Below are 22,904 nucleotides of genomic sequence, written 5' to 3'. Positions count from 1 at the left end.
CGCCCGGCGCCCGGCCGAGACGATGAAGGACCGCGCGTCACCGGTCCCCGCCGGCGCGGGCCCTCTCCAGGGCCAGCAGGGCGCGCTTGGCGTCGGCTCCCCCGGCGTACCCCCCGGCGGCGCCGTCGGAGCGCACCACCCGGTGGCAGGGCACGACGACGGGCAGCGGGTTGGTGGCGCAGGCGCTGCCCACCGCGCGGACCGCCCGGGGGCTGCCCGCGGCGGCGGCGACCTGGGCGTAGCTCTCGGTGTGGCCGTAGCCGATCTCCCCCAGGCACCTGAGCACCTCGCGGCGAAACCCCTTCGACAGCCGCCAGTCCAGCGGAAGGTCGAACCGGGTCCGCCGGCCGGCGAAGTACGCCTCCAGCTGACGGCTCGTCTCATCCAGCCGGGCCGGGGCGGCCAGGACGCGAGGGCTGATGCTCTCGGCGAGCTGCCGGAGCACGGCGTCGTGGTCCTGGACGGCGTAGGCGACCCTCACCAGGCCCTGGGCGGTGGCGGCCAGCAGCAGCGTCCCGACCGGCGTCTCCAGGGTGCGGTAGGCGACGTCCAGGATCCCCTCGCGCTGCGCCCGGTCGGCGAGCCGCCCGCGCAGCCGGTCCATCGCGGGGGCGTCCTGGACGGGAAGCGCCGCGAACAGCTGCCCGCCCCGCGGGTCGGATTCGGTGGTCATCGGGCCACTTCCCTCTGCTCGTCCGGTCGCGGATAGGTGGTGCGCAGGGTCTTGACGCCGTCGGCCGCCGCCCTGCGTGCGGCATCGGTACTCCCGCCGTGCAGGGCGGCGATCTCCCGGTACGGCAGCCCGGCCAGGTAGTGGTAGGCCACCGCCTGGCGCTGCCGGGCCGGTAGTGCTCTGAGCGCCCGCCACAGATCACCGTCCCAGTCTTCGGGCCGGCCGATGCGGCTGGGGCGCTCCGGCAGTGTCTCCACCGGAGTGGGCCCGCGGGCGGCGGCGCGGGTGACGTCGATCGCCTTGCGGTGGGCGATCGTCACCAGCCACGCCTCGACGTTCGCCTCGGGCGGCAGGTCCGGGTACGCCTTCAGCGCCGACAGGAAGGTCTCCGACCAGGCGTCCTCCGCGTCCTGTGGCCCCAGCACCGCCCGGCACACGCGCAGCACCATCGGCCCGTAGTCGGTCACGATCTGCTCGAAGGGTCGCATGCTCACACCTTGCCGTGAACCGGTCGCGTCCGCGGGGAGGCCGGGCTCCCGAGGCGGGGGGCGCCGCTCAGAACAGCCTCGCCGCCTTCCGGTCGGCCGGCTCCTCCAGGTCCAGCAGGAACCGCTTGCGCTCCAGGCCCCCGGCGTAGCCGGTCAGGCCGCCGTCCGCGCCCACCACCCGGTGGCAGGGCACGATCACGCTCAGCGGGTTGCGGGCGTTCGCGGCGCCGACCGCCTGCGCCAGCGACACGTTGCCCAGCCGCCGCGCGAGATCCCCGTACGAGCGGGTCTCGCCGAAGGGGATCTCCTCCAGCAGCCGCCACACCCGCCGCTGGAACTCGTCGCCCCGGGGCGCCAGGGGGAGCTCGAAGCGGGTCCGCTCACCGGCGAAGTACTCCCCCAGCTGGCGGCGCACCTCCTCGAAGCCCGACTCGTCGTAGGTTCCCCGCTCCTGCGGCACGGGGCCGCGCAGGTGCCGTTCGAAGTACAGCCCGCACAGCACGCCGTCCTCGGCGACCGCGGTCAGGTCACCCAGCGGCGACGCGATGACGGTGTGGGTCCTGGCCATGTCACTCGTCCCTTCCAGGGCTGCGGGACCGCCGGTGCGGCCCCTCACACCCTGAAGACGTCTGGCGGCCGGGAAACGTGAGGCCGGTCCGCGAAGATCGTCGGACGCCGAACCGCCCGTCCCCTCTCGCCCGTCCGCGGTGTTCACGCCCGCCCCGGGGAGGAGCCGGACGGGGCGGCCGTGAACATCAGCGGGGTGCCGACCCCGTGCCGGGAACCCGCGTCGGCGAGGAGGGCCGCCAGCCACCCCAGGGCCTCCAGCGACCACTCGGCCAGGGTGGCCTGGAAGGTGGCCCGGTGGCGGGCGGGCCCGAGCCACACCTCGTCGACGACGGCGGGCTCCAGGACCACATCGTCGTCGTCGGTCACGGAGACCGAGTCGCACGAGAAGACGTCCTGATCGAGCTCTCGTATCCACCGGAGCATCTCGGGCGCCGCCGAGCGGATGGACGGATCCTGCCCGCCGTCCAGTGTCACCCGCACCCGCGTTCGCAGGCCCGGGTCGGCGTCGGCGAACCACCCGGCGTCCTGGAGCAGGGTCATCACCGCGCTCCTGCGCGACGACGCGTCCGCGGGCGCGTCGAGGCCCTGCACGGGCAGCAGGACCTGAACGGCCCGCAGGCGCGGAGTGCCGAGGCGGGCCACGACGTCGCCCGCGCACGAGAGGAACGCCTGCACCGGCAACGGACGGTCCGCCGGGACCGGCGTGGTCAACGACACCTGAAACCACGCGACGCGTGCCGGTCGTGATCCCGCGACAGCCGCGACAGGGTCCTGCCCGGCGTCGTTCATACCCCACAGGCCGCCGGAGGCGTCCTCCACGGCCTCGGTGAGCCATCCCAGCGCGGACGACCTCGCGACGAACAGGCTGTAGGCGTCGGAGGAGGCGGCGAGAGGATCTCGCCACGGGTGCGGCACCAGCTCGCCGTACAGTGCCACGAGCATGGTGCTGTCGGGCCTGATACTCACGCCGCCCCCTTCGGACTACCGCCTGCAGTAGATGTTGCGTGCCGGGGTGACGAGCTTGCCCGGGTCGTCGGGCAGGCCGACCAGGTCCACGTCGACGACGCTACGCCACCCGGTCAGGCTGCCGTTGACGCAGCCCGCGCGGCCGGTCGCGCGGTTACCGGCCCCGCCGCCGGACCTCACCGTCGCGCTGCCCACCGTGCCGGCGTTTCTCCAGCTGCCGTCAGCGTAATACTGCTGCAGCTGCACCGTGACGACCGCCAGCGTGGCGTCGCAGTTACCGTTGACCCACCAGCCGTGCCCGGACGCCTCGAAGGCGGAGCTGGAGACGTGGACGTAGTCGCCCCTGGTCTCGAAGTAGCACACCGAGGAGGTCGACCGGCTGTTCGTGGAAGAACTCGTGTTCCTCGAGCTCGCCTCACCCCCGGCGGGGGCGGGCGCGGGAGCGGGCGCAGGGGCGGGGGGCGGCGCGGATCGCGCCGGGGCCGCGATCGCCGAGGACTGCGACATCCCGAACAGCACCGCGCCCACGATGACGGCCGTCGTGGAGATCGTACGAAAAGAGTGACGCATGACCACACCTCCGAGCTGAGTCGAACATGATCGGGGACTACCGCGCGCCCTCTGTCCGGCGGCTGGGAATACGCACACCGCTGAATTCGATCGGCGCGCAGCATAAACAAACGTGTCATTGACGTTCTATCGTGTCAAGAAAATTAAAATTGTTAAGCAGTGTTTCGTTACCATATGGCGCACAATTTCACATGCATCCCACCGGTTCGCCAGATAATTGGTTTAGCAGGATTTTTGAGCATAATTCTCTGCAAGCCTGAAATAAGTCAGCAAATGCCCGCATACCGGACTGTCGGCGACGTCGGCGGGCCGGGCGACGCCCGCGCGATCGACGCTCCGGCCAGGCCGTCCACCGTCGGCACACCGCTGTGTGCGGCAGCGAAAAACTCCGACAAAAGCATGAATTGTCGCAATTACCATGAAAGTTAGCGAAACGCGTTCGGCGCCGCCCCTCGCCCCGGGAACCACCTCCGGCGTAATTCCGGTGCGGGCGTCGCTACCACCTGCCACCCTCCTTTCATGGCGACGTTCGAAGAATCGGCGGCCGAGGGCGAATCCGTCCCGGCCCAAGCCGGGATTTCTCTGGTTCGCCGGTCGCGCGACCGAACAGCGCCCGTCCCGGAGTTATACGAAACTGCTCGCCGCCCGAATGGCGCGCACCGAGGCGGCACGTGACATCCAGACCGACGGGGGCGAGGTGCCGGTCTCCGTCCCGCTCGCCCCGCCACCCCTAACGGCGAATGACGATGCAGGAAGCCCTGGAGGATGACCGGGCCGGGGCCGGTCCGGGCGTCGGTGAGGACGCGCCGCAGGAAGACGGCCCGCTCGGCCTGTCCACCGAAAACCGGTTTGCCCGCACGGCCGCGAGGGCGCTAGCCTCGCGGCGGCGAGAGACGCCTGATCACTTCGTGACGAGGGAGGTTGATGAATATGGCTGCCAGCGGCCGTCTTCAGCATGCCCCCGTCCGGTCCGCGCGAGCGTAGAGCCGCCGACCGGGTCCGTCCGAACGACCAGGAGTCTTCCATGTCTTCTTCCTTCTCGGTGACCGACACCGATCTGATCACCGACCGTCTCGCCCTGCGGCCATGGACCCCCGGCGAGGTCACCGCCGTCCTGGAGGGCCCCCGGCCCGCCCACTGGGCCGAGGACTTCCCCGCCGAGGGTGACCACGTCATCGCCGGCCTGTTCGCCGAGTACCCCGCGTGGCTGGGCCGCTACGGCCACCGTCAGATCGTCGAACGCGACAGCGGCCTGGTGGTCGGATCGATCGGCCTGTTCTGGCCGCCCGACGACGGCACCCTGGAGATCGGGTACGGCGTCGTGCCCTCCCGGCGAGGACGCGGCTACGCCCCCGAGGCCACCCGCGCCCTGACCGGGTACGCCTTCACCGCGCCGGGCGTCCACACGGTCCACGCCAACGTGGAACTGTCGAACCCGCCGTCGATCCGGGTCCTGGAGAAGGCCGGGTTCCGGCTGGCGAGCACCGATCCCGAGCAGAACACCGCCAGGTATCACGCCACGTCACCGGACCGGCCGTAGCCACCCCGCGCGCCCGGCGTCACGACATCGGCGAAGCCCTCGCCGTCCGGCGACGACGCGCGGGTTGAACGACAAGGCTCAGAGCCTGCCGGCGAACGGCGCGGCACGGGGATGAGCCGGGGTTTCCGGTGATCGGGTCAGCGGTATTCCTCGATCACCGGAAACCCCGCCAGGCCCGTCGCCCCGTACCGGCGGGGAAAGGCCGGTCGCCGGGCCACGCACCGGCCGAGGGGTTCGCGGGGCCGGTGCGTGGCCCGCGGGCGGCGTTCCCGGTCACACCTCCCGCTCGGCGGGCACGACCGGCCGCTCCGCACGGGGAACCTCCCGCGAGCCCAGGGTCCGAAGCGCGAACGTGACCTGCCAGAGCCCCATGACGAGGGTCGGCAGCCGCTCGAAGAGCCCGGCGGGCGAGTCCCCGCCGTCGGGAGAGGCCGCGACCGTCGCGAAGAACAGCGCGACCGCGACGAGGGAGAGGACACCGGCCGCGACCGAGAAGGCGGCCCAGCCACGCAACGGGCGGCGTACCGTGACGAGGGCGGCGGCCGGGAGCCCCAGCAACGCCGCCAGGGCGCCGATGTTGTGGAGGGTGCCCCCCGGCGAGACGACGCTGGGCTCGCCGGCCGGGAATCCGAGGATCGGGTCGGTCGGGAACAGGCCCGCGACGATGAGGCCCGACGCGGCGATGACGAGCAGCGCGAACCCTCCCCTGCCGATCGCGGCGAAACGCCTGAGCCCTTCGGCGAAGCACAGGGTGAGCACGCCGTAGAGCAGGAAGCTCGCGATCTGGATCCAGCCGCGGGGGGCCAGGGCGAGCACGCTGATCGTGTCGTGCCAGGAGCTGTAGCCGGGTTGCGTAGCGCCGTTGACGAGGTAGGCCGCGACGAAGAGAACCGGTCCTGCCGCGCCCAGGGCCAGGAGGGAAACGCGCGTACGATGTATAGTCACGGATACAACGTACACTGAAGAATACGTTGTACACATTCCTGGGAGGAAGAGACGTGACATCCCTCTGGGAGCGGCTCGAACGAGCCGACAAGAGCGCCCGGCCCACCCTGTCGGCCCACCGGATCGCGAGGGCGGCGGTGGACATCGCCGACGCCGACGGGCTCGACGCCATCACGATGCGGCGCCTCGCCACCGAGCTGGGCGTCGGCCCGATGGCCGCCTACCGTCACGTGTCGGGCAGGGACGACGTCGTGGAGCTGATGGTCGACCTCGTGTACGGCGAGGTGGACGTCCCACGCGACGCGGGCTGGCGAGAGACCATGCGGGCACTCGCCCTCGGCGTCCACGCCCTCGTACTGAAGCACGCGTGGCTCACCCAGCTCTCCACGGCACAGGCCGCGTACGAGCTGACGCCCAACCGGATGGCCCTCGCGGAGCGAACGCTCGCCGCCCTGCGCGAAACGGACCTCGACGTCGACACGGCGATCACCGTCTTCCGCACCGTCACCGCCTACGTGCACGGCGCCACCGCCGCGGAGGTCGGCTTACGGCGACTGGCGAGCGACCGGGGCTGGGCCACCGGCGACGAGACCAGGACGGGCCTTTCCGCCCAGATGGGCTGGCTGCTGAACACGGGCCGCTACCCCGAGTTCGAACGCTACACCCGCGAAGCCACCCGCAAGGACGACCTGCGATGGCAGTTCGAGACCGGCCTGGAACACGTTCTCGACGGAATCGCCGTCCGCCTGGCGGGAAAGGGACCTCGGCAGCGATGACCCCGACGCGCGCCCGCACGCCGGGCCGCGCGCTCCTCCCTCCTGCCCGGCGCCGACCTCGTCGCCTTCGTCCTGCGCGACGTCGCGCGGACCGGCTGGAAGGTGCACGCCCGCGTCACCGTCCTGGCCCCCGCCGAAACCGTGATCGCCCGCATCAACCCCGCCGTCGGCGTCGTCGAGGCCGTCGACTCCCACACGAGTGTCCTTGTCACCGGTGCCGACGCCCTGGAGACCATCGCCATCTACCTCAGCATGCTGATGATGGACTTCCGCGTCGACGGCCCCCGAACTCATCGCCCACATCCGCACCCTCGCCCGTCGCGACACCGAAGCCCTCGACGCGTAGGCCGTCGGTGGCTGGGTTTGCCCTTTTGCAAATGATCTTGAAGCCGATCGCGCGCCTTTACAATGTAGATTAATAAGGGCATTCGCCCGCCCGGCGGTTGTCGTGGCCCCTCAGCCCCTCAGCCTCGGCAGCACCTCGGCGCCCAGCCTTCGGATGTTCTCCAGGGTGCGGGCGTGCTCGCCCGCACCCTCGACCATGAGGATCAGGTGTTCGAGCCCGGTCGCCTCGCGGGTGCGCCTCATCGTCTCCACGCAGCGGTCGGCGTCACCCACCGGATGGACGCCGGTCAGGAAGCCGACGTACTCCCCCACGTCCCGCGCGGGCCGCCGCCGGCCGTCCACCGGCACGTACCCCGCCAGGCCGGGCTCCAGCCAGCGGGGCATCGCGGTCCTCAACTCCCGCACGGCCACCTTCGTCGAGTCGGCCACGTACCCGACGACGGCGGCCACATGCCGGACCGCGCCCGCGTCCGCGTCCGGTGGAAGCGGCGGAGCGGCTCCCGGCGCGGACGGACGCGCCGCGTCGTAACCGGCGAGCATCGCGGCCTTGTCCGCGTCGTCCATGTGCATGCCGAGCAGCATCGGCAGTCCCCGCCCGGCCGCCAGCCGTACCGTCCCCGGCGAGGTGCACGCCACGACGGGCCGCATCGACGCCGCCGGTACCATCGCGACCTCGCGGAAGCGGAAGAACTCCCCCTCGGCCGACACGGTGTGCTGACCCAGTGCCCGGCACAGCAGATCGAGCGACTCGGCGAAGCCGTGTTCGAACCTCGCCAGGCCGGTGCCGAACACCTCCAGGTCCACCCAGGGCCCGCCCCTGCCGACCCCCAGCGTGAAACGCCCGCCGGACAGGTGGTGCAACATCGCCGCCTGCTCGGCCAGCGCCACCGGGTGCCGCGTGGACAGCACGCTCACGGCCGTCCCCACCCCGATCGTCCGCGTACGCCCCAGCGCCACCGCCGCCAGCGTGGCCGCCGACGGGCAGACCCCGTACGACATGAAGTGGTGCTCGGCGATCCAGGCGTCGTCGAACCCCGACTCCTCCGCGACCGCGATCGCCTCCACGCAGTCGCGCAGCACCCGTCCCTGCGGCCTGCCGGGGAAACCCGCCGCGACCAGGAAGATTCCGATCCGCACTCTGCTCATGGTCTCTCACGTACGGGCCGGTGGCGGCGAATTCACCGAACCGGCTCGCGCGGGGAGAAGCCGCGCGCCCGCCGGGAAGCACGGACCGGCCGTCGCGATCGGCACGAATTAGGCATCGCGGACGCCGACGAGAGCTTGGGCCCCAGGTGAGGAGCACTTTTTACCCGCCGATCCGCTCCGGAGGGAACCGCGACCCCATGGTGATCGTTTGACGTGCGGTCACAGCACACGCACGTGAACGAGGAGAGGAAACCGTGATCTTCAAACGGATGCTGGGAGCCTTCGGGGTCGGAGCGCCCTCGGTGGACACCGTCCTGGCCACCCCGCGGACGCGGCCCGGCGAGCCGCTGAGCGGCGAGGTACGCGTCAAGGGCGGCGACTTCGACGCCGACATCGAGTACATCGCGCTGGGACTGGTCACCCGGCTGGAATCCGAGCACGGCGAGGGTGAGCAGGTCGGCCTGGTGGAGTTCCACCGCGTGCAGGTCTCCGGAGCGTTCCGGCTGCGCAGCGGCGAGGACAAGGTCGTCCCCTTCCAGTTCCCGGTGCCGTGGGAGACTCCGGTCACCGAGATCGCCGGACAGCACCTGCACGGCATGGCCATGGGGGTGCGCACCGAGCTGGCGATCGCCGCGGCCATCGACAAGGGCGACATGGACCCGGTCGAGATCGAGCCGCTCGCCTCCCAGCGGGCCGTGCTGGACGCCTTCGTCCGGCTCGGCTTCCAGTTCAAGGGCGCCGACGTGGAGCGGGGCCACATCTACGGCCTCAGCCAGCGGCTGCCGTTCTACCAGGAGATCGAGTTCTACCCGCCGCCCGCCTACGCCGGGCAGGTCAACGAGGTCGAGCTGACCTTCGTCGCCGGCCCCGCCGGTCTGGACATCGTGCTGGAGGCCGACAAGCGCTCCGGCGGCCACGGCTCCGGGGGGGACGCCTTCGGCCGCTGGCAGGCCGGTCACCAGGAGGCGGCGCACCGCGACTGGGCCTCGGAGATCAACGGCTGGCTGGCCGCGCTGGCCCAGCGCTCGCACGGCGGTTTCCCGTACGGCGGTCACGACCCGTACGCCCACCATGACTCCCACCACGGCCATCACGAGCGGGGTGGTCCCGGGTGGGGCGGCGTCGCGGCCGGGGTGGCCGGTGGCTTCGTCGCCGCCGAGGTCGTCGACGAGATCTTCGAGGACGAGGGAGAAGAGGAGGAGTGACCGCGCCGGGACTCACCCGATGAGCCCGCGCGCCCCAGGACGGTGACGGCCCGTCCCGCGACGTCGCGGGACGGACCGTCGTCACGGGTTCGGCGTCCACTCCGGCGACCGGCACCCGATGTACGCCATGTACGCCGACGCCGGACGTCTCCGCCGCCTCCGCGAGCCGGAACGGCGGGACTGCGGAGCGGGCCCGGGATCGCGGCCCGCCGGTCCGGTTCGCTCACCGGTCGGCCGTCCCGGCCGCGACGGGCCCGGACGAGGTCGGCGCCCACGCCGTCTCCCCCGCCTCGGCGGGAACGGGATCGGGCGCGGAGCGGTCCCAGCCGTCGGGGCGTTCGACCGGGGTGAGGTCGCACAGCGCGGCGACGGTGTCGAGAGGGACGTCCTCGGCGACGGCGCGCACCAGCAGGGTCTCCATCGCGCGCAACAGCGCGTGGACCGTGGCCCGGGGCAGGTAGGCAGTGTCGGCCAGCAGGGAGAGTTCGCAGGTGTGCCTGGCCTGGCCGGTGGCGAACTGTGCCGTGGCGTCCACCTCCGTCCAGGAGCCGGTGAGGGAGAACGTGGTCCGCTCGGTGAGCGCGGCGATCGCGGCGGGGTCCCCCGGCGGCTCCACCGCGGGCAGCTCGGGCCAGTCGCCGGTGCTTCGCGCGTCGTTGAAGTAGGCCGACAGGTCGATGGGGCCGCCTCGTTCGCGGCCGAGCTCAGCCCGGAGCTCCATCATCTCGAACGGCTCGTAGAGCGCGTGCTGATAGCCGGTCAGCGCCTGCCGGTGCCCCACGCGGGTGGCCTCGGCCAGAGTCCCGCCGGGCAGGTCCAACGCGAAGATCCCGTCCTGGGCGGCCGGGCCCACCAGCCCGCCGATCCGCGCGTCGTGCCGGTTGGCAGCGATCAGCTGCATCGCGATCCGCCGATGCCCGGTCAGCGCCGACAGCAACACCGCACTCGCCGTGGTCAGCACACTGGCCGAACTCACCCGCCATCGCGCGGCCAGCGTATCGGCCGCCACCCCGAGCGCGACCGACTCCATCCGGACCCGGATGAACCTGGGTTCCTCCGCCGGGTAGGGCGGATAGTCGAACATCGAGCCAGGTGCCCGCTCCAGCACTCCTCGCCAATGCCGAAACGCCCGCTCTCCCCGCGCCGCCCCGGGCCCCTCCCGTTCGAAAAGCGCCTGATCCATCGGCTGCCACACCGGATCAGGCCCCTCACAACCGGCCAGCAGATCACGCCAGTCGGCCGCCAGCAGATCCAGCGCACCACCATCGACCGCCAGATGCGACAACCCGAACGCCACCGCCCGAGGCCGGCCCCCCACCATCACCACCGCACACCGCACCGGCAACTCCACCGCGTAATCGAACACCTCCGCCGCCAGTCTCCCGGCCAGTTCCCGCGCCACCGTCATCGGCCTGAACAGGCCACCCGCCTCCCCCACCTCCACGACCTCGACCATCACCCGTCCCGTCCGCGCCACATGCTGCGTCATGCCCTCAGGCCCTTGCCGGAAGTTCGTCCGCAACGTCTCGTGCCGCTCGAACAGCCGCCGCACCGCCCCCAGAACCGCCTCGAGATCGCGCCTGCCGTACACCGGCAACGTCCAGGAGATGTTGAAGTAGGGATCGCCCTCGGCACGCCAGGTGGTCAGCCGCCAGATCGACGACTGTCCCCAGGTGAGCGGGGCCTCCCCGCCCCGGGCGCCGGCGAACTCCACGACGACCGTACGCCGCGACGCGTGGCCGGTCGTCATCGGGATCGGACGATCGTTTCGGCCACGGGTGACGCCGTCGCGTCGAGCGGGCCGCGGAACCGGACGGCGGGCGACGCGGGCGACACAGGCGACACAGGCGACGCGGCGTGGCCCCGGCTCCCGGCGCCCACCCGCCCGGTGCTCCCCATCCCCCACCGGGTGAAGGGCTCCCCGCCCCGCTCGTCTACCAGAGACACCGACATCTCACGCGCCTTCCCGCTGACCCGTCGCGGCGCCGAAGAGGACGCGCGACGTCGTTTCCCGTTGGTTCCGCGGCAGGACGCCGACGAGGAGTGCTCCCCCGGGGATCTCGTGTCGGGCCGGTCGCTTCGCGAGGCTAGAGATCACGCGCCGAATCCGTCAAGGTTTCGCGCTCGTTTCGGACCGCCGTAAAAGGCCGTGTCCGTGCGGCGACACGGTGACCGGGCCCGTCCGGGCCGGGGGTCAGGCGAGTCCCGGCCGTACCGCGGGCGGAGGCACTGTGAGCCAGGCGGCGCCGGTCGTCTCTCTCACGGGGGCGGGTCCTCGGGAGGCTCGCACCAGAGGATCTCCAGCCCCGCCTCGCCCGCGACCAGGTCCAGGCCGGCGGGCTCCCCCATGTGGGCCGCGACCGCGTGATAGAGGTCCGCCATCTGGTGGATCAGCGGTTCCGGGACGGCCGCCGCGCGGTGCAGCGTCGACGGCACCCTGAACTCCTGCACTCCCCCGATGTCGGCGACCACGGCGTCTTTCTTAAGCGCGATCCGGCTGCGGGCGACCCGCCGGGCGCTGACGATGAACTCGTCCGCGGGCAGCGGGTGGCCGACCGACTGCTCGTGCAGCCCCCAGCCCGCCCGGACCTTGATGTCGCCCGGCCGGCCGGTGAGGGCGCCGGCGGGTGAGAGCGTGGCCCAGATCCTGGAGTCGTTGAACCGGCGGATGAAGATGACCTCCCGGACGACCGACTCCGGCCAGCCGTACCGGCGCCGGAGCGCTCGGGCCCGGTCGGAGAAGAACGGTGCCAGGCATTCGGTCACCGCCTGGCCCACCGCCTCCTCGCCGGAGACGTTGAGGAACGTCCAGGGGCGGCCGACCCAGGAGGGTACCGACGGCGGCTCGACGAGGAGCGAGCGCACTTCCACCGAGGGCGCGTACAGGCCGCACACCTCGCCCAGCCGGTGATAGGCCCTGCTCAGGGTGTCTCGCCAGGGGCCCAGGACGCCGCGTGGGAACACCTCGAAGGGCGGGGCCGACACGCAGAAGGCGGGGGCCACCGGGAACGCGTCCCGCAGCCTCGCCAGGCAGGCGATCCCCTCCCCCACGATCGCCCGATCCAGGCTCGCCGGAGTGCCGAGCCAGTGAATGCCCTCGTCGGCGTCGAACTCTGTGCCGGCCACGCGAATCATCACCTCCTGGTGAGAGTTCTCGTTGCCGGGGCTGCGGGCCGGACAAGACGGCAGACCCCGGCCCGCGGATGGGTTAGGGCCGTAGGTTCTCGGGGCGCGGCGCCGACGCGCCGGTCCCCTCGGAGAGGACCTTGCCGTGCCGGATGCGGTCGGCCTGGCGGGCGTGCCGGCTGACGGTGGCCTTCAGGAAGTCCCGGATGAGCACGAGTTCCTCCTCGGTGTGGTGGGCCAGCCCCGCTTCGTCCTCCTCGCTCAGCTGGCCCCAGATCTCCTTCGCGACCTGCTCGGCCTGGGGCGTCGGCACCACTCGCACCTGCCGCCGGTCCCGCATGTCGCGGACCCGCTGCGCGTATCCCGCCTTCTCCAGCCTGTCGATGGCGATGGTCGCCGCGCCGGGGGACAGCCGCGCGGCCACGGCCAGCTCTCCGGCCGTCATCGGGCCGAGCGCGAACACACATCCCATGCAGCGCATGTCGGTGCGGTTGATCCCCAGGCGGGCCGCCGCGGCCTCGTCCACCGCGTCGGAGACGTTCTGCAGCTCCATGACGGCCACCTGGACCTCATCTATCAGGGACTTCCAGATTTCTTTTGACATTTAAAATTTCCAACTACTAGACTTATCGATAGCTAAAGCATATACCGTTCTCCCTGGCAACACACCCCTCCCGGGCATCCGCCGAGGCGGCCCTCCGGGATCCGAGTCCTCTAAGGAGGTGCGAAAAGTGAGCAAACGCGGGAACCCGTGGGTCGTCATGGTGACCCTCTGCATCGGCTTCTTCATGACCATCCTGGACACCACGATCGTCAACATCGCCATCCCCGACATCCTCGTGGACCTGAATGCGACGATCACCGAGGTCCTGTGGGTGATGAGCGCCTATATCCTCGTGGTGGCCGTGCTGGTGATCACGGCGGGCCGGCTGGGCGACATCGTCGGGCCACGCAACGTCTTCATCGCGGGCATGATCGTCTTCACGGTCGCGTCGGCGCTGTGCGGGGCCGCCCAGGAGCCCTGGCAGCTCATCGCCGCCCGCGCCGCGCAGGGCATCGGCGCCGCACTGATCACGCCACAGACCCTGACCATCCTGACCGCGGTCTTCCCGCCCGAGAAGCGGGGCCTGCCCAGCGCGGTGTGGGGGGTCACGGCCGGGCTGGCCGGGCTGGCGGGCCCGACGCTCGGCGGGCTCCTCGTCGCGGAGGGCACCTGGCGCTGGATCTTCTACGTCAACGTGCCGATCGGCATCGTCACCATCGTCATGGCGTTCACCCTCATCCCCGACATCCGTCCGGGCAAGCGTCCCCACCTGGACCTGACCGGGGCGCTCCTGGCGACCGCCGCGCTCGGCGCGATCACCTACGGCCTCCTCGAGGGCGACCGGTACGAGTGGGGGACGATCACCTCCTTCCTCACCATCCCGATGGTCATCGCGGCCGGCCTGGTGCTGCTGGTGGTGTTCCTGGTGACCCAGGCGCGGACCCGGCAGCCGCTGCTCCCGCTGGGCATCTTCAAGGACCGCGGCTTCTCCCTGATGAGCTTCGTCATCATCGCCGTCTCCTTCGGGATGATGGGCCTGTCGCTCACCCTCACGATCTACCTGCAGCAGGTGCTCGGGCTCAGCGCGCTCCAGGCGGGCCTCACCCTCGCGCCGACCGCGCTCGCCATGATGTTCTCCTTCCCTGTCGTGGGCTTCCTGATCGACAAGATCGGCGGGAAGTACGTCCTGATCTCCGGGCTCGTCCTCTATCCGATCAGCCTGGTGCTCATCGCGCTGATGGCGCAGACCGACTCCAGCCGGTGGGCGCTGCTCGGGCCGCTCATCCTGGCGGGCATCAGCCAGGCGGCCGCCTTCGCCCCGACCATCACGATGGCCATGCAGGACGTGCAGAAGGAGTTCGCCGGGGCCGCGTCGGGCGCCTTCAACGCGATCCGCCAGATGGGCTTCCTGATCGCGGTCGCCGCGATGGGCGCGGTCCTGCAGAACCGTCTGAGCAGCGAACTCGGTGACGAGGCGCGGCGCCAGGCGGGGCAGCTTCCCAGCGAGTATCGCGGGGACTTCGTCGAGGCGATCACCACGGCGGCCGGGGGCGCCGAGGCGGGAGCCGACCAGGTGCGGCTGCCCGCCGGGGTGAGCGGCGAGCTGGCCCAGCGGATGCGGGAGATCGTCCAGCTGACCTTCGACCACGCCTTCGTCGGCGCGCTGCGATGGACCCTGCTGGTCTGCGCCGCGGTGGTGATCGTCGCGGGTCTGCTGAGCTTCGCCGCCAAGCGGCCCGACCCCGCCAAGGCCCCCACCCCCGAAGAGGAACTGGCCCTGATGTGAGACCTCCGTCCCCCGCCCCGTGCCTGAGACGGCCCCTCCCGAGCACGGGGCGGGGGAACGGATCCCGGAGATCTCACCTCGGCGCCGACCGAAAGAACAAGAAGATCCCAATCCCATATCGAAAAGGACATGACTTAACCCGCATGACCAATTACACAGCGCTCACCCCCCTACCCTTGGGGGTGGAATTAGGGCCTAACTCCCTGGTCTTCTATCAAGCTTCCAGTAAAAATCTACCACCGTGTTCAACGATCCTAATCATGTGCCACATGGGACCGTGATCCGCGTATAGGGAATACACCAATCGATCATTCCTGATGTAGGCATCAAGCCGCGAACGTGGGCGCGGCGACGGGGATAGCGAAGACTTCGGGGAGTCTGCAGGCTTTCGGGAGGTCTGCGCGCCTGTTACGTGCCAGAAAGCGGCCTGCAATGCTCAAGAGGCTGTCCGGAGAAGGCCAGGTGTGCGCGATGAGCAGGTCTGCGATGAGATTCTGTGTTCTGGGGACCCTGAAAGTTCTCGACGGCGGCCGGGAGGTGACTCCCACCGCGCCAAAACTTCGCCAGGTGCTTACCTTTCTCCTGCTTCGACGCAACAACATCGTACAGACCGCAGAACTCATCGACGAGCTGTGGGGGGAAAGCCCGCCGATCAGCGCTCTTTCCACACTACAGACCTACATCTACAAGTTACGGAAGATCCTCTCCAATGACAAGATCGATTCCTTCGAGGAGGTGCTGCGCACCCAGTCGTGGGGATACATGCTGGTGGTCGAGCCCGACGACCTCGACCTGGACCCGTTCGAGCGGCTGCTGGGGGCGGGCGCGGCGGCGCTGAAGAAGAACGATCCCGAGCAGGCCGCCGAGAGCCTGGCCCGCGCCCTGTCGCTGTGGCGGGGGCCGGCGCTGGCGGACGTGGCGGCGGGAAATCTGTTGTCGGCCTACGTGGCCTCCCTGGAGGAGAGCCGGCTGCGCGCCCTTGAGCTGCGCATCGAGAGCGACCTGCGTCTCGGCCGGCACCGCGAGGTCGTGGGCGAGCTCAAACACCTGGTCTCGGTGCATCCGCTCCACGAGGCCTTCTACGCGCAGCTGATGACCGCCCTGCACCGCTCGGGCCGGCGCTCGGAGGCGCTGGAGGAGTACCAGCGGCTGCGCGCGACGCTGGTGGAGGAGGTCGGCATCGAGCCGTCCGCGGAGTCACAGCGGCTGCACCAGTCGCTGCTCTCGGCGGAGAGCCCCGCGAGCCCGGCCAAGGCGGAGCCGGCGATCGAGCCGACCACCGTGGTCCCGGGCGCCGCAGAGAAGCCCAGGAACGCGAGGGCACCGCTCTGCCCGGCCCAGCTCCCGCCCGACATCTGGGACTTCACCGGCCGCCAGAGCCACGTCGGCGAGCTGGTCACGGCCGCCACCATGACGGAGCCGGCGGCCACCACACCGCCGACCATCCTGATCGCCGGCATGCCGGGGGTGGGAAAGACCGCGCTGGCGGTGCATCTGGCGCACCTCGTCAAACAACATTTCCCGGACGGGCAGTTTTATTGCACACTGCGCGGGAATCACGGTGAGGCCCTGGACCCGAGCCAGATTCTCTACAATTTCCTTATCACTGCCGGTATGCCCGGAGAAAAACTTCCGAACAGCACCGAGGAACGCTCGAATTTGTTCCGGAGCTGGTGTTCCGCGCATCGCGTTCTCATCGTTCTCGACGATGCGGTGTCGGCGGCCCAGGTTTTTCCCCTCCTTCCGGGAAGCGAGTACTGCACGACAGTCATCACCAGCAGGTCCGGGCTTTACGGATTCTCGTGCAGAAATCGAATAGACCTCGCTCCGCTGCCCCTGGACGAGGGAGTTCGACTGCTGGCGGCGGTGGCGGGCGGGCAGCGCATCGAACGCGAGAGAAACAACGCCGAGAGCGTGGTGCGTTTTTGCGAGGGACTGCCACTCGCGGTACGGGCGGCGGCCGCGCGACTTACCGCCTCGCCGACCCTTCCGGTCCGGAGACTGGCGGCCCGGCTGGCCAATCCCGAACTACGCCTCAAAGAATTGAATTCCGCTGACTTCGATATCTACGATCTGTTCGACACCATTTACCGGGAGCTCGACCCGCGGGAGCGCAGCGCCCTGTGGCTGCTCTGCCTGCGGCGCAACACGAGGTTCACCCTGGAGAGCGCCGCGCAGTCGATCGGCTGTGACATCGACACCACCGAGACGCTCCTGACCCGGCTGGTCTCGGCGCACTTCCTGCGCGCGGTGGGCGACGCCGGCGCGGGCGAGGGGACCGTCTACGCCATCAACGAGCTGGCCCGCATCTACGCCGAGGAGAAGCTGGAGAGCGAGCTCGGCAAGGGCAGCGCGGCCCTGGCCCCCACCACGGCCGCCGAGCCGCAGGGCCCGGTCGACGTGACCGTCAGGAGGACTCACCCTCCCGCGCTCACGCTGACCCAGACCGCCGCGCAGCTCGTCGACCCCTGCCCGCCGAAAGGAGCCGAGGAGCCCTACCGGGCGGACAGCGACCACTCGCGGAAAGTGTCCTGAGGGCGGCGCCACAGGGAACGCCTCGGGCCGGGAAGCCCGTGGCTTCCCGGCCCGAGACATGGGGAGCGGGTCAGCGGAACTCCTCCGCGACGGCGCGGACGTACCGGCCGTAGTCGGACGACGCGAGCCGCTCGCCGAGCCGGTGGCAGGCCTCCGCGTCGATGAACCCCATCCGCAGGGCGACCTCCTCGACGCAGGCGATGCGCACCCCCTGCCTCGCCTCCAGCGCGCTGACGTACTGACCGGCCTGCATCAGCGACGCCGGGGTGCCCGCGTCCAGCCACGCACACCCCCGTCCCAGGTCGACCAGGCGCGCCTTGCCCCTCTCCAGGTACACGCGGTTGACATCGCTGATCTCCAGCTCGCCGCGAGCCGACGGCCGCAGGTTCTTGGCGATGTCGAGCACCTCGTTGTCGTAGAAGTAGAGCCCGACGATCGCGCGGTTGGAGCGGGGCCTGGCCGGTTTCTCCTCGATGGAGACGAGCCTGCCCTCGCGGTCGGTCTCGCCCACGCCGTACCGCTCGGGGTCGGTCACCGGATAGCCGAAGAGGACGCATCCCTCGACGTCGCGCGCGTTCTCCTGCAGGACGTCGTCGAACCGGTGCCCGTGGAAGATGTTGTCGCCCAGCACCAGCGCCACCGGATCGCCGCCGGTGTGGTCGGCCCCGATGAGGAACGCCTCGGCCAGCCCCCGCGGCTCGGGTTGCTCGGCGTAGGAGAGGCTCAGGCCCAGTTGCCTGCCGTCGCCGAGCAGCCGGTGGATCTGCGGGAGGTCCACCGGCGTCGAGATGATCAAGATGTCCCGGATGCCGGACAGCATCAGCGCCGACAGCGGGTAGTAGATCAGCGGCTTGTCGTTCACCGGGAGCAGCTGCTTGGAGACCGCGAGGGTGATGGGATGCAGGCGCGTTCCCCGCCCTCCGGCCAGGATGATCCCCTTCATGTCCTCACCGCCTCCGCCAGCAGGTCCACCTGCTCCGGGTCGCCGGAGCACGGGAAGAGGATGAGCTCGTCGCAGCCCGCGGACTCGTACTCCTTCAGCGTCCGCCGCAGCTCGCTTCCGGTCGTCACGGTCTGCGCCGCGGCGCGGTCCGCGTACGGACCGGCCTGCGCGTAGTAGCGGCGCATGTGCGTGACGGCCTCCCTCGGCCCCGCCGCGCCGAGCGAGAAGTAGGCGAGCGCCACCATGCGCGGCCGGTCCGTCCGGCCCTCGGCCCGCCAGGCGGCACGGGCCCGCGCCACCAGTTCGGGGTAGGGGACCGAGGAGGAGCCACCGGCGATCCAGCCCTGCCCGAGGCGGGCGGCCCGCCGCAGCGCCGCGTCCGTGTGGCCTCCCACCCAGACGGGCGGGCCGCCGGGCAGGACCGGTCTCGGCCCGATGCCGCCGTACGGCCCCTGCCCCGCCCAGATCTCGCGCATCTCGGTGACCAGGGCGTCCAGCCGCCGCCCCCGCCTCCCGTACGCCTCCCCGGTCGCCGCGAAGTCGTCCGCGCGCCCGCCGGCGGCGACCCCGACCGTGAGCCGGCCGCCGGACAGCTCGTCCACCGTCGCCAGCTGCTTGGCCAGGACCGCGGCCCCGCCCCGGTAGGCGGCGATCAGGATCGTCGTCGCGAGCCTGATCCGCCGGGTCACCGCGGCGGCGGCCGCGAGAGTGACGACGGGTTCCTGGTTGCCGGCCACGAGGCGGTCCAGCACGCCGAGCGAGGACAGCCCGCCGTCCTCGGCGCGCCGTGCCCATTCGAGCACGGTGCTCCCGTCCACCCCGTGCACCGTCGTCGGCAGGCCGACTCCGACGTCCATGGGTCAGCTCGCCTTCCGCGCCACGATCAGCGTGTCGTGGTCGCCCAGGGGCTTGACGGATTCGACGGTGAAGCCCGCCTCCTCCATCCACTCGCGGCACTCCCCGGCCGGGTACTCCGAACCGCCCTCCGTCGTCAGCAGCATGTCCAGGCTGATCACGAGGTTCTCCGGGTCGGTCGGCTCGTCGGCCAGCATCCGGTCGTAGACGATCAGCGCGCCGCCCGGGTGGACGGCCTGGAACGCCTTCTTGACGAGCGCGCGCCGCTCGGCCGGGGACCAGTTGTGCAGCACGTGCCCGATGGTCAGCACGTCCGCCTCGGGCAGCGGGTCGGCGAAGAAGTCCCCGGGGTGAAACGTGGCGCGGTCGGCGACCCCGAGCCGCTCGGTGTGCGCGTGGAACTGCTTCTCCATGGGCGGCAGGTCGAAGACGTGGACGGACAGGTGCTCGTGCTCGCGCGCGACGCGGCTCACGAGGTTGCCCCGGGCGCCGCCGATGTCGGCGTAGGTCTTGACGCTCTTCCAGTCGAAGGAGTTCGCGATCAGCGGGGCCAGCATGGTGCTGAGCGCGTCCATCATGCCGAGGTAGCTGCTCAGCCGGGCCGGGTCCTCCAGCATCTCGCGGAAGGTGTTGTCCACCCTCGGCTTGCCCGTCCGCAGCGCCTCGGTCAGGTCGCCCCACGCCGGGTAGAGGATGCGGTCGGAACGCTCGAGGAAGCCGCCGACGTAGGCCGGCTCCCCCGGGTCGAGGAACCGTCCCGCGACGGGGGTGTTGGAGTAGCGTTCCCCGTCGCGTACCAGCAGGCCCAGCGCGACCAGGGTGTCGAAGAAGTCGCGGGAGGCGCGCGGGTGCAGGTCCAGCCGCTCGCGCAGCTGCGGCTCGGTGAGCGGCTGCTCGGCGAGCACGGCGAACACCCGCAGTTCGAGGGCGCTGAGAAGCACTTTGGCCGTGCAAAAGGCGGTCTTGCCCAGTTGGATGATCTCGGCTGGGCCGGTGATCCGCGAGGTCTGCGTGGTCATCTGACGACTCCGTTCTCCGGTCGTTCACTCTCGCTGAGCCGCCGTCGCGGCAGTTCGATGATCACGGCCGCGTCCTGGTCGCCCAGTCCGGCGGCGATCGCGTCGGCCATGAGGTCGCCCGCGCCCTCGGTCAGCGGCAGGGTGATCCCCCTGGCCGTGGCGTCGTTGGCGGCCAGACGGAGGTCCTTCTCCATCAGGCTGGTCTTGAAGGCCGCCGGCTCGTAGCGGCGCTCGCGCATGAACCCGGCGCGGAAGGCCAGGACGGGCGAGCTGAAGCCGCTGTTCGCGATCGCCTCGATCAGCAGGTCGCGGTCGAGCCCGGCGCTCACCCCGTAGGACACCGCCTCCGCCAGGGCCGCGGTCTGCACCCCGAGCAGGAGGTTGAAGGCCAGTTTCATGGTGCTGGCGGCGCCGGCGGCGCCCAGGTAGCGCGCCTCCTGCCCGAGTGCGCCCAGCAGGTCGCCGACGGCCTCCACGTCCTTCCGGCTCCCCGCGGTGAAGATCCGCAGTTTGCCGGTGTGCGCCATCACGGGGTTGCCCAGGACGCACGCCTCGACGCGGGCGAGCCCCGCGGCCGACAGCCGCGTCGCCGCCTGCCGCGCGTACAGCGGTGAGGTCGTGGTGGTGTCCACCACGATGGTGCCCTCCCGCAGGGCGGGCAGCATGGCCTGGAAGAGCACCTGCTCGACGGCCATCTCGTCGCTCAGGCTGAGCAGCACGATCGGCGCCTCGGCCGCGGCCTCCAGGGTCGTCAGGGCACGGGCGCCCGCCTCGACCAGCGCGGCGGCCTTGCCGGGGGTCCGGTTGTAGACGGAAACGGGGTGGCCGGCCTCCAGGAGCCGGTGGCCCATTCCCACGCCCATCGCCCCGCTCCCGACGAGCGCGACGTGTGGAGGGGCCATCTCCCTCAGCCCCCGACCGGCAGGGTGTCGGCCGACAGCTGCGAGATGCAGCGCATCGTCGCGTTCTTGAAGTACTGGCCGAACGCCTCGGGGGTGCTGGTGTCGCGCGTCTCGGCGAGGTAGGGCGCGAGCTTCGCCTCGAGGGCGTGCACGCCCTTGTGCCGGGCCATGTTCCCGGCCACGTGGATCAGGTCGCCCTCGTAGTGGATGACCCTGATCATGAGGTCGTCCTTGATGAACACCGCCGTGCCCACGAGACGGCCCGCCTCCTTTCCGTCGTCGTCGACCAGCACGGGCGTGCCCACCCGCTTGAAGCCGGCGAAGATCTCGGCGATCTCGTCCTCGTGACCCGGCTTCACCCGGTAGGTGATCGCGGCGTACGGCATCAGATTCCTCCATCGACGTTCAGGGTCGTTCCAGTGATGTAACGGGACAGGTCGCCGGTGAAGAACAGCACGGCGCCCGCCACGTCGTCGGTGGTGCCCAACCGGCCCAGCGCGGTCATCTTCGCCAGGCGCTCTCTCATCTGGGGCGGCGGGCCGAGGCCCTCGCCCTTGTCGATGACCCCGGGGGCGATCGTGTTGACCCGGATTCCCCTCGGTCCCAGCTCCTTGGCCAGTGATCGGGTCAGCCCGATCAGCGCGGCCTTCGAGGCGGTGTAGTGGCCGGTCTCCGCGCGGCCGCGCAGCGCGGCCGAGGCCCCGACGTAGACCAGGGAGGCGCCCTCCGACAGCAGCGGCAGCGTCGCCTGGGTGACCAGGAAATGGGAGGTGAGGTTGGCGTCGAGGACGCGGTGCCACTCCTGCGCCGTCAGTCCCTCCGCCGGCGCCTCGCCGACCACGCCGACGTTGTTGACCACCGCGTCGAGTCCGCCGAACGCGTCCCGGCACACGCCGGCCAGCCGCTCCACCTCGTCCTCGGCGGTCACGTCCGCGCGGACCACGTGGTGCTGGTCGCCCAGCTCCTTCAGCTCGCGGGAGAGGTCGTCGGCCGCCGTCCCCGCGCTGTGGTGGCAGGTCACCACCCGCGCGCCCTCCCGGGCGAGGGAGAGGACGATCGCCTTGCCGAGGCCGCGCGTCCCGCCCGTGACGAGGACGCGCTTGCCGGATATCCCTAGTTCCATCATTCCTCCGTTCGGTTCCGCGCCGGCCTCACGTCAGCACGACGGCGACCGCGTTGACGGTCAGGGCCAGCACGGCGAGTACGGTTCGCAGCAGGTGCCACCTGCGCCACAGGGGGCGCGGGTCCATCCAGTCCCTCGGGATCGCCGCCGGATCCAGCGCCTTGACCCTCCGGTTGATGGGCACGTTGCACAGGTGGGAGACCACCGAGACGCCCAGCATCAGCACGGCGGCGACCGCGAAGAGCGAGCGCGGCGCCGTCCCCGGCGTCACCAGGGCGAGCACGACGTCCACCACGGCGGTCGTCAGCACGATCAGCGGCATCGTGGGGTCGTAGTTGCGGCCCACCAGCTTGTGGGTCTGCACGTAGCGGTCGGGCGGCAGGGCGAACAGCGCCGGCACGACGCTGAGGGCGACGCAGAACAGGACTCCCGCGGTCAGGCCGCTGCCCACCATCGCCGCAGTGCCCATTACGCCCATCACACCCGTCACGCCCATCACGCCCTGCATGCCTAGCCCTTCTCCCCGCCCGCGTACGCCGCGGTCCTGTTCTCGTAGACGGCCTGGACGGTGTAGACGCCGAAGGACGCGCCCCGCGAGTGGTCCTGCAGCGGGCGCAGCGGAGCCGTCGTCGAGCGGTGCGACTCCCCCTCCTCCCAGGCGCGGAAGGCGTCCATGTCCCGCCACTCGCTCATCACCACGAAACCGGCCGGATCGTGCACCGAGCGCAGCAGCTCGTTGGCGAGCAGCCCGGGGGTGCCGGTCAGGCTCCGGCTGATCCGGTGGTAGGCGCCCTCGACGGCCTCCGGCCCGGCGTCCGCGGCGGTGACGAAGACGAGGACGCGCACC

At 70.9% G+C, this 22,904-nt stretch carries 23 protein-coding genes; 5 read left to right on the top strand and 18 right to left on the bottom strand.

Annotation, left to right across the window (positions count from 1 at the left end; all coding sequences use genetic code 11):
* Positions 1 to 37: 37 nt before the first annotated feature.
* The 5 genes from ABD817_RS30430 to ABD817_RS30410 form a co-directional block, all read right to left on the bottom strand.
* Complete coding sequence (locus tag ABD817_RS30430; protein ID WP_344921675.1) at positions 38 to 673, bottom strand: methylated-DNA--[protein]-cysteine S-methyltransferase; 636 nt, start codon at positions 671 to 673, stop codon at positions 38 to 40.
* Positions 670 to 1,161, bottom strand: coding sequence for an RNA polymerase sigma factor (locus tag ABD817_RS30425; RefSeq protein ID WP_344921674.1), 492 nt, complete (start codon positions 1,159 to 1,161; stop codon positions 670 to 672). Before ABD817_RS30425 ends, ABD817_RS30430 begins: the two co-directional genes overlap by 4 nt.
* A gap of 67 nt (positions 1,162 to 1,228) precedes the next feature.
* Positions 1,229 to 1,729, bottom strand: coding sequence for a methylated-DNA--[protein]-cysteine S-methyltransferase (locus tag ABD817_RS30420; protein ID WP_344921673.1), 501 nt, complete (start codon positions 1,727 to 1,729; stop codon positions 1,229 to 1,231).
* A 143-nt stretch (positions 1,730 to 1,872) separates the two neighbouring features.
* Positions 1,873 to 2,697 carry a hypothetical protein gene (locus ABD817_RS30415; RefSeq protein WP_344921672.1) on the bottom strand — a complete coding sequence of 275 codons (825 nt, stop codon included), beginning with the start codon at positions 2,695 to 2,697 and terminating at the stop codon, positions 1,873 to 1,875.
* Between the two features lie 15 nt (positions 2,698 to 2,712).
* Positions 2,713 to 3,267, bottom strand: coding sequence for a hypothetical protein (locus ABD817_RS30410; protein ID WP_344921671.1), 555 nt, complete (start codon positions 3,265 to 3,267; stop codon positions 2,713 to 2,715).
* Between the two features lie 1,024 nt (positions 3,268 to 4,291).
* Here ABD817_RS30410 and ABD817_RS30405 point away from each other — a divergent pair.
* The gene (locus tag ABD817_RS30405; protein WP_344921670.1) at positions 4,292 to 4,807 is read left to right on the top strand and encodes a GNAT family N-acetyltransferase; all 516 of its coding nucleotides are present in this window, start codon (positions 4,292 to 4,294) and stop codon (positions 4,805 to 4,807) included.
* 273 nt (positions 4,808 to 5,080) lie between these two features.
* On the opposite strand, the gene ABD817_RS30400 is transcribed toward ABD817_RS30405, so the two are convergent.
* Positions 5,081 to 5,752 (bottom strand): DUF998 domain-containing protein, encoded by a 672-nt coding sequence (locus tag ABD817_RS30400; RefSeq protein ID WP_344921669.1) that lies wholly within the window; start codon positions 5,750 to 5,752, stop codon positions 5,081 to 5,083.
* 53 nt (positions 5,753 to 5,805) lie between these two features.
* Between ABD817_RS30400 and ABD817_RS30395 the strand changes: the two genes are divergently transcribed.
* Entirely contained in the window at positions 5,806 to 6,528 is a 723-nt protein-coding gene (locus ABD817_RS30395; RefSeq protein ID WP_344921668.1) for a TetR/AcrR family transcriptional regulator, read from the top strand.
* Between the two features lie 456 nt (positions 6,529 to 6,984).
* On the opposite strand, the gene ABD817_RS30390 is transcribed toward ABD817_RS30395, so the two are convergent.
* On the bottom strand, positions 6,985 to 8,010 hold the full coding sequence (locus ABD817_RS30390; RefSeq protein ID WP_344921667.1) for an LLM class flavin-dependent oxidoreductase: 1,026 nt from the start codon (positions 8,008 to 8,010) through the stop codon (positions 6,985 to 6,987).
* Positions 8,011 to 8,273: 263 nt separating this feature from the next.
* On the opposite strand from ABD817_RS30390, the gene ABD817_RS30385 reads away from it, so the two are divergent.
* On the top strand, positions 8,274 to 9,224 hold the full coding sequence (locus ABD817_RS30385; protein ID WP_344921666.1) for a sporulation protein: 951 nt from the start codon (positions 8,274 to 8,276) through the stop codon (positions 9,222 to 9,224).
* A 223-nt stretch (positions 9,225 to 9,447) separates the two neighbouring features.
* Here ABD817_RS30385 and ABD817_RS30380 read toward each other — a convergent pair whose 3' ends face one another.
* The 3 genes from ABD817_RS30380 to ABD817_RS30370 form a co-directional block, all read right to left on the bottom strand.
* A complete protein-coding gene (locus ABD817_RS30380; RefSeq protein WP_344921665.1) occupies positions 9,448 to 10,974 on the bottom strand; it encodes a condensation domain-containing protein in 1,527 nt (508 codons plus the stop codon).
* A gap of 509 nt (positions 10,975 to 11,483) precedes the next feature.
* On the bottom strand, positions 11,484 to 12,350 hold the full coding sequence (locus ABD817_RS30375) for a PEP/pyruvate-binding domain-containing protein (RefSeq protein WP_344921664.1): 867 nt from the start codon (positions 12,348 to 12,350) through the stop codon (positions 11,484 to 11,486).
* An 82-nt stretch (positions 12,351 to 12,432) separates the two neighbouring features.
* A complete protein-coding gene (locus tag ABD817_RS30370) occupies positions 12,433 to 12,954 on the bottom strand; it encodes a MarR family winged helix-turn-helix transcriptional regulator (protein ID WP_344921663.1) in 522 nt (173 codons plus the stop codon).
* Positions 12,955 to 13,081: 127 nt separating this feature from the next.
* Between ABD817_RS30370 and ABD817_RS30365 the strand changes: the two genes are divergently transcribed.
* Positions 13,082 to 14,680, top strand: coding sequence for an MDR family MFS transporter (locus ABD817_RS30365; protein WP_344921661.1), 1,599 nt, complete (start codon positions 13,082 to 13,084; stop codon positions 14,678 to 14,680).
* A 432-nt stretch (positions 14,681 to 15,112) separates the two neighbouring features.
* Positions 15,113 to 17,215 carry an AfsR/SARP family transcriptional regulator gene (locus ABD817_RS30360; RefSeq protein WP_344921833.1) on the top strand — a complete coding sequence of 701 codons (2,103 nt, stop codon included), beginning with the start codon at positions 15,113 to 15,115 and terminating at the stop codon, positions 17,213 to 17,215.
* A 70-nt stretch (positions 17,216 to 17,285) separates the two neighbouring features.
* Here ABD817_RS30360 and rfbA read toward each other — a convergent pair whose 3' ends face one another.
* The 8 genes from rfbA to ABD817_RS30320 are packed head-to-tail and all read right to left on the bottom strand — an operon-like array spanning position 17,286 to position 22,903.
* Positions 17,286 to 18,158, bottom strand: a complete 873-nt coding sequence (rfbA, locus tag ABD817_RS30355) for a glucose-1-phosphate thymidylyltransferase RfbA (protein WP_344921660.1) — start codon at positions 18,156 to 18,158, stop codon at positions 17,286 to 17,288.
* On the bottom strand, positions 18,155 to 19,015 hold the full coding sequence (locus ABD817_RS30350; protein WP_344921659.1) for an LLM class flavin-dependent oxidoreductase: 861 nt from the start codon (positions 19,013 to 19,015) through the stop codon (positions 18,155 to 18,157). The genes rfbA and ABD817_RS30350 overlap by 4 nt, the downstream gene beginning before the upstream one ends.
* 3 nt (positions 19,016 to 19,018) lie before the next feature.
* The gene (locus ABD817_RS30345; RefSeq protein WP_344921658.1) at positions 19,019 to 20,032 is read right to left on the bottom strand and encodes a methyltransferase; all 1,014 of its coding nucleotides are present in this window, start codon (positions 20,030 to 20,032) and stop codon (positions 19,019 to 19,021) included.
* The gene (locus ABD817_RS30340; protein ID WP_344921657.1) at positions 20,029 to 20,934 is read right to left on the bottom strand and encodes an NAD(P)-dependent oxidoreductase; all 906 of its coding nucleotides are present in this window, start codon (positions 20,932 to 20,934) and stop codon (positions 20,029 to 20,031) included. The genes ABD817_RS30345 and ABD817_RS30340 overlap by 4 nt, the downstream gene beginning before the upstream one ends.
* A gap of 5 nt (positions 20,935 to 20,939) precedes the next feature.
* Complete coding sequence (locus ABD817_RS30335; RefSeq protein ID WP_344921656.1) at positions 20,940 to 21,320, bottom strand: SchA/CurD-like domain-containing protein; 381 nt, start codon at positions 21,318 to 21,320, stop codon at positions 20,940 to 20,942.
* Entirely contained in the window at positions 21,320 to 22,057 is a 738-nt protein-coding gene (locus ABD817_RS30330) for an SDR family NAD(P)-dependent oxidoreductase (RefSeq protein ID WP_344921655.1), read from the bottom strand. Before ABD817_RS30330 ends, ABD817_RS30335 begins: the two co-directional genes overlap by 1 nt.
* A 28-nt stretch (positions 22,058 to 22,085) precedes the next feature.
* Positions 22,086 to 22,565, bottom strand: a complete 480-nt coding sequence (locus tag ABD817_RS30325; RefSeq protein WP_344921654.1) for an anthrone oxygenase family protein — start codon at positions 22,563 to 22,565, stop codon at positions 22,086 to 22,088.
* 2 nt (positions 22,566 to 22,567) lie between these two features.
* Positions 22,568 to 22,903 (bottom strand): antibiotic biosynthesis monooxygenase family protein, encoded by a 336-nt coding sequence (locus tag ABD817_RS30320; protein WP_344921652.1) that lies wholly within the window; start codon positions 22,901 to 22,903, stop codon positions 22,568 to 22,570.
* Position 22,904: the final 1 nt, after the last annotated feature.

This window comes from Streptosporangium oxazolinicum (genome assembly GCF_039537505.1).
GTDB classification, from domain to species: domain Bacteria; phylum Actinomycetota; class Actinomycetes; order Streptosporangiales; family Streptosporangiaceae; genus Streptosporangium; species Streptosporangium oxazolinicum.
This window is presented reverse-complemented; position numbering and strand designations above follow the sequence as displayed.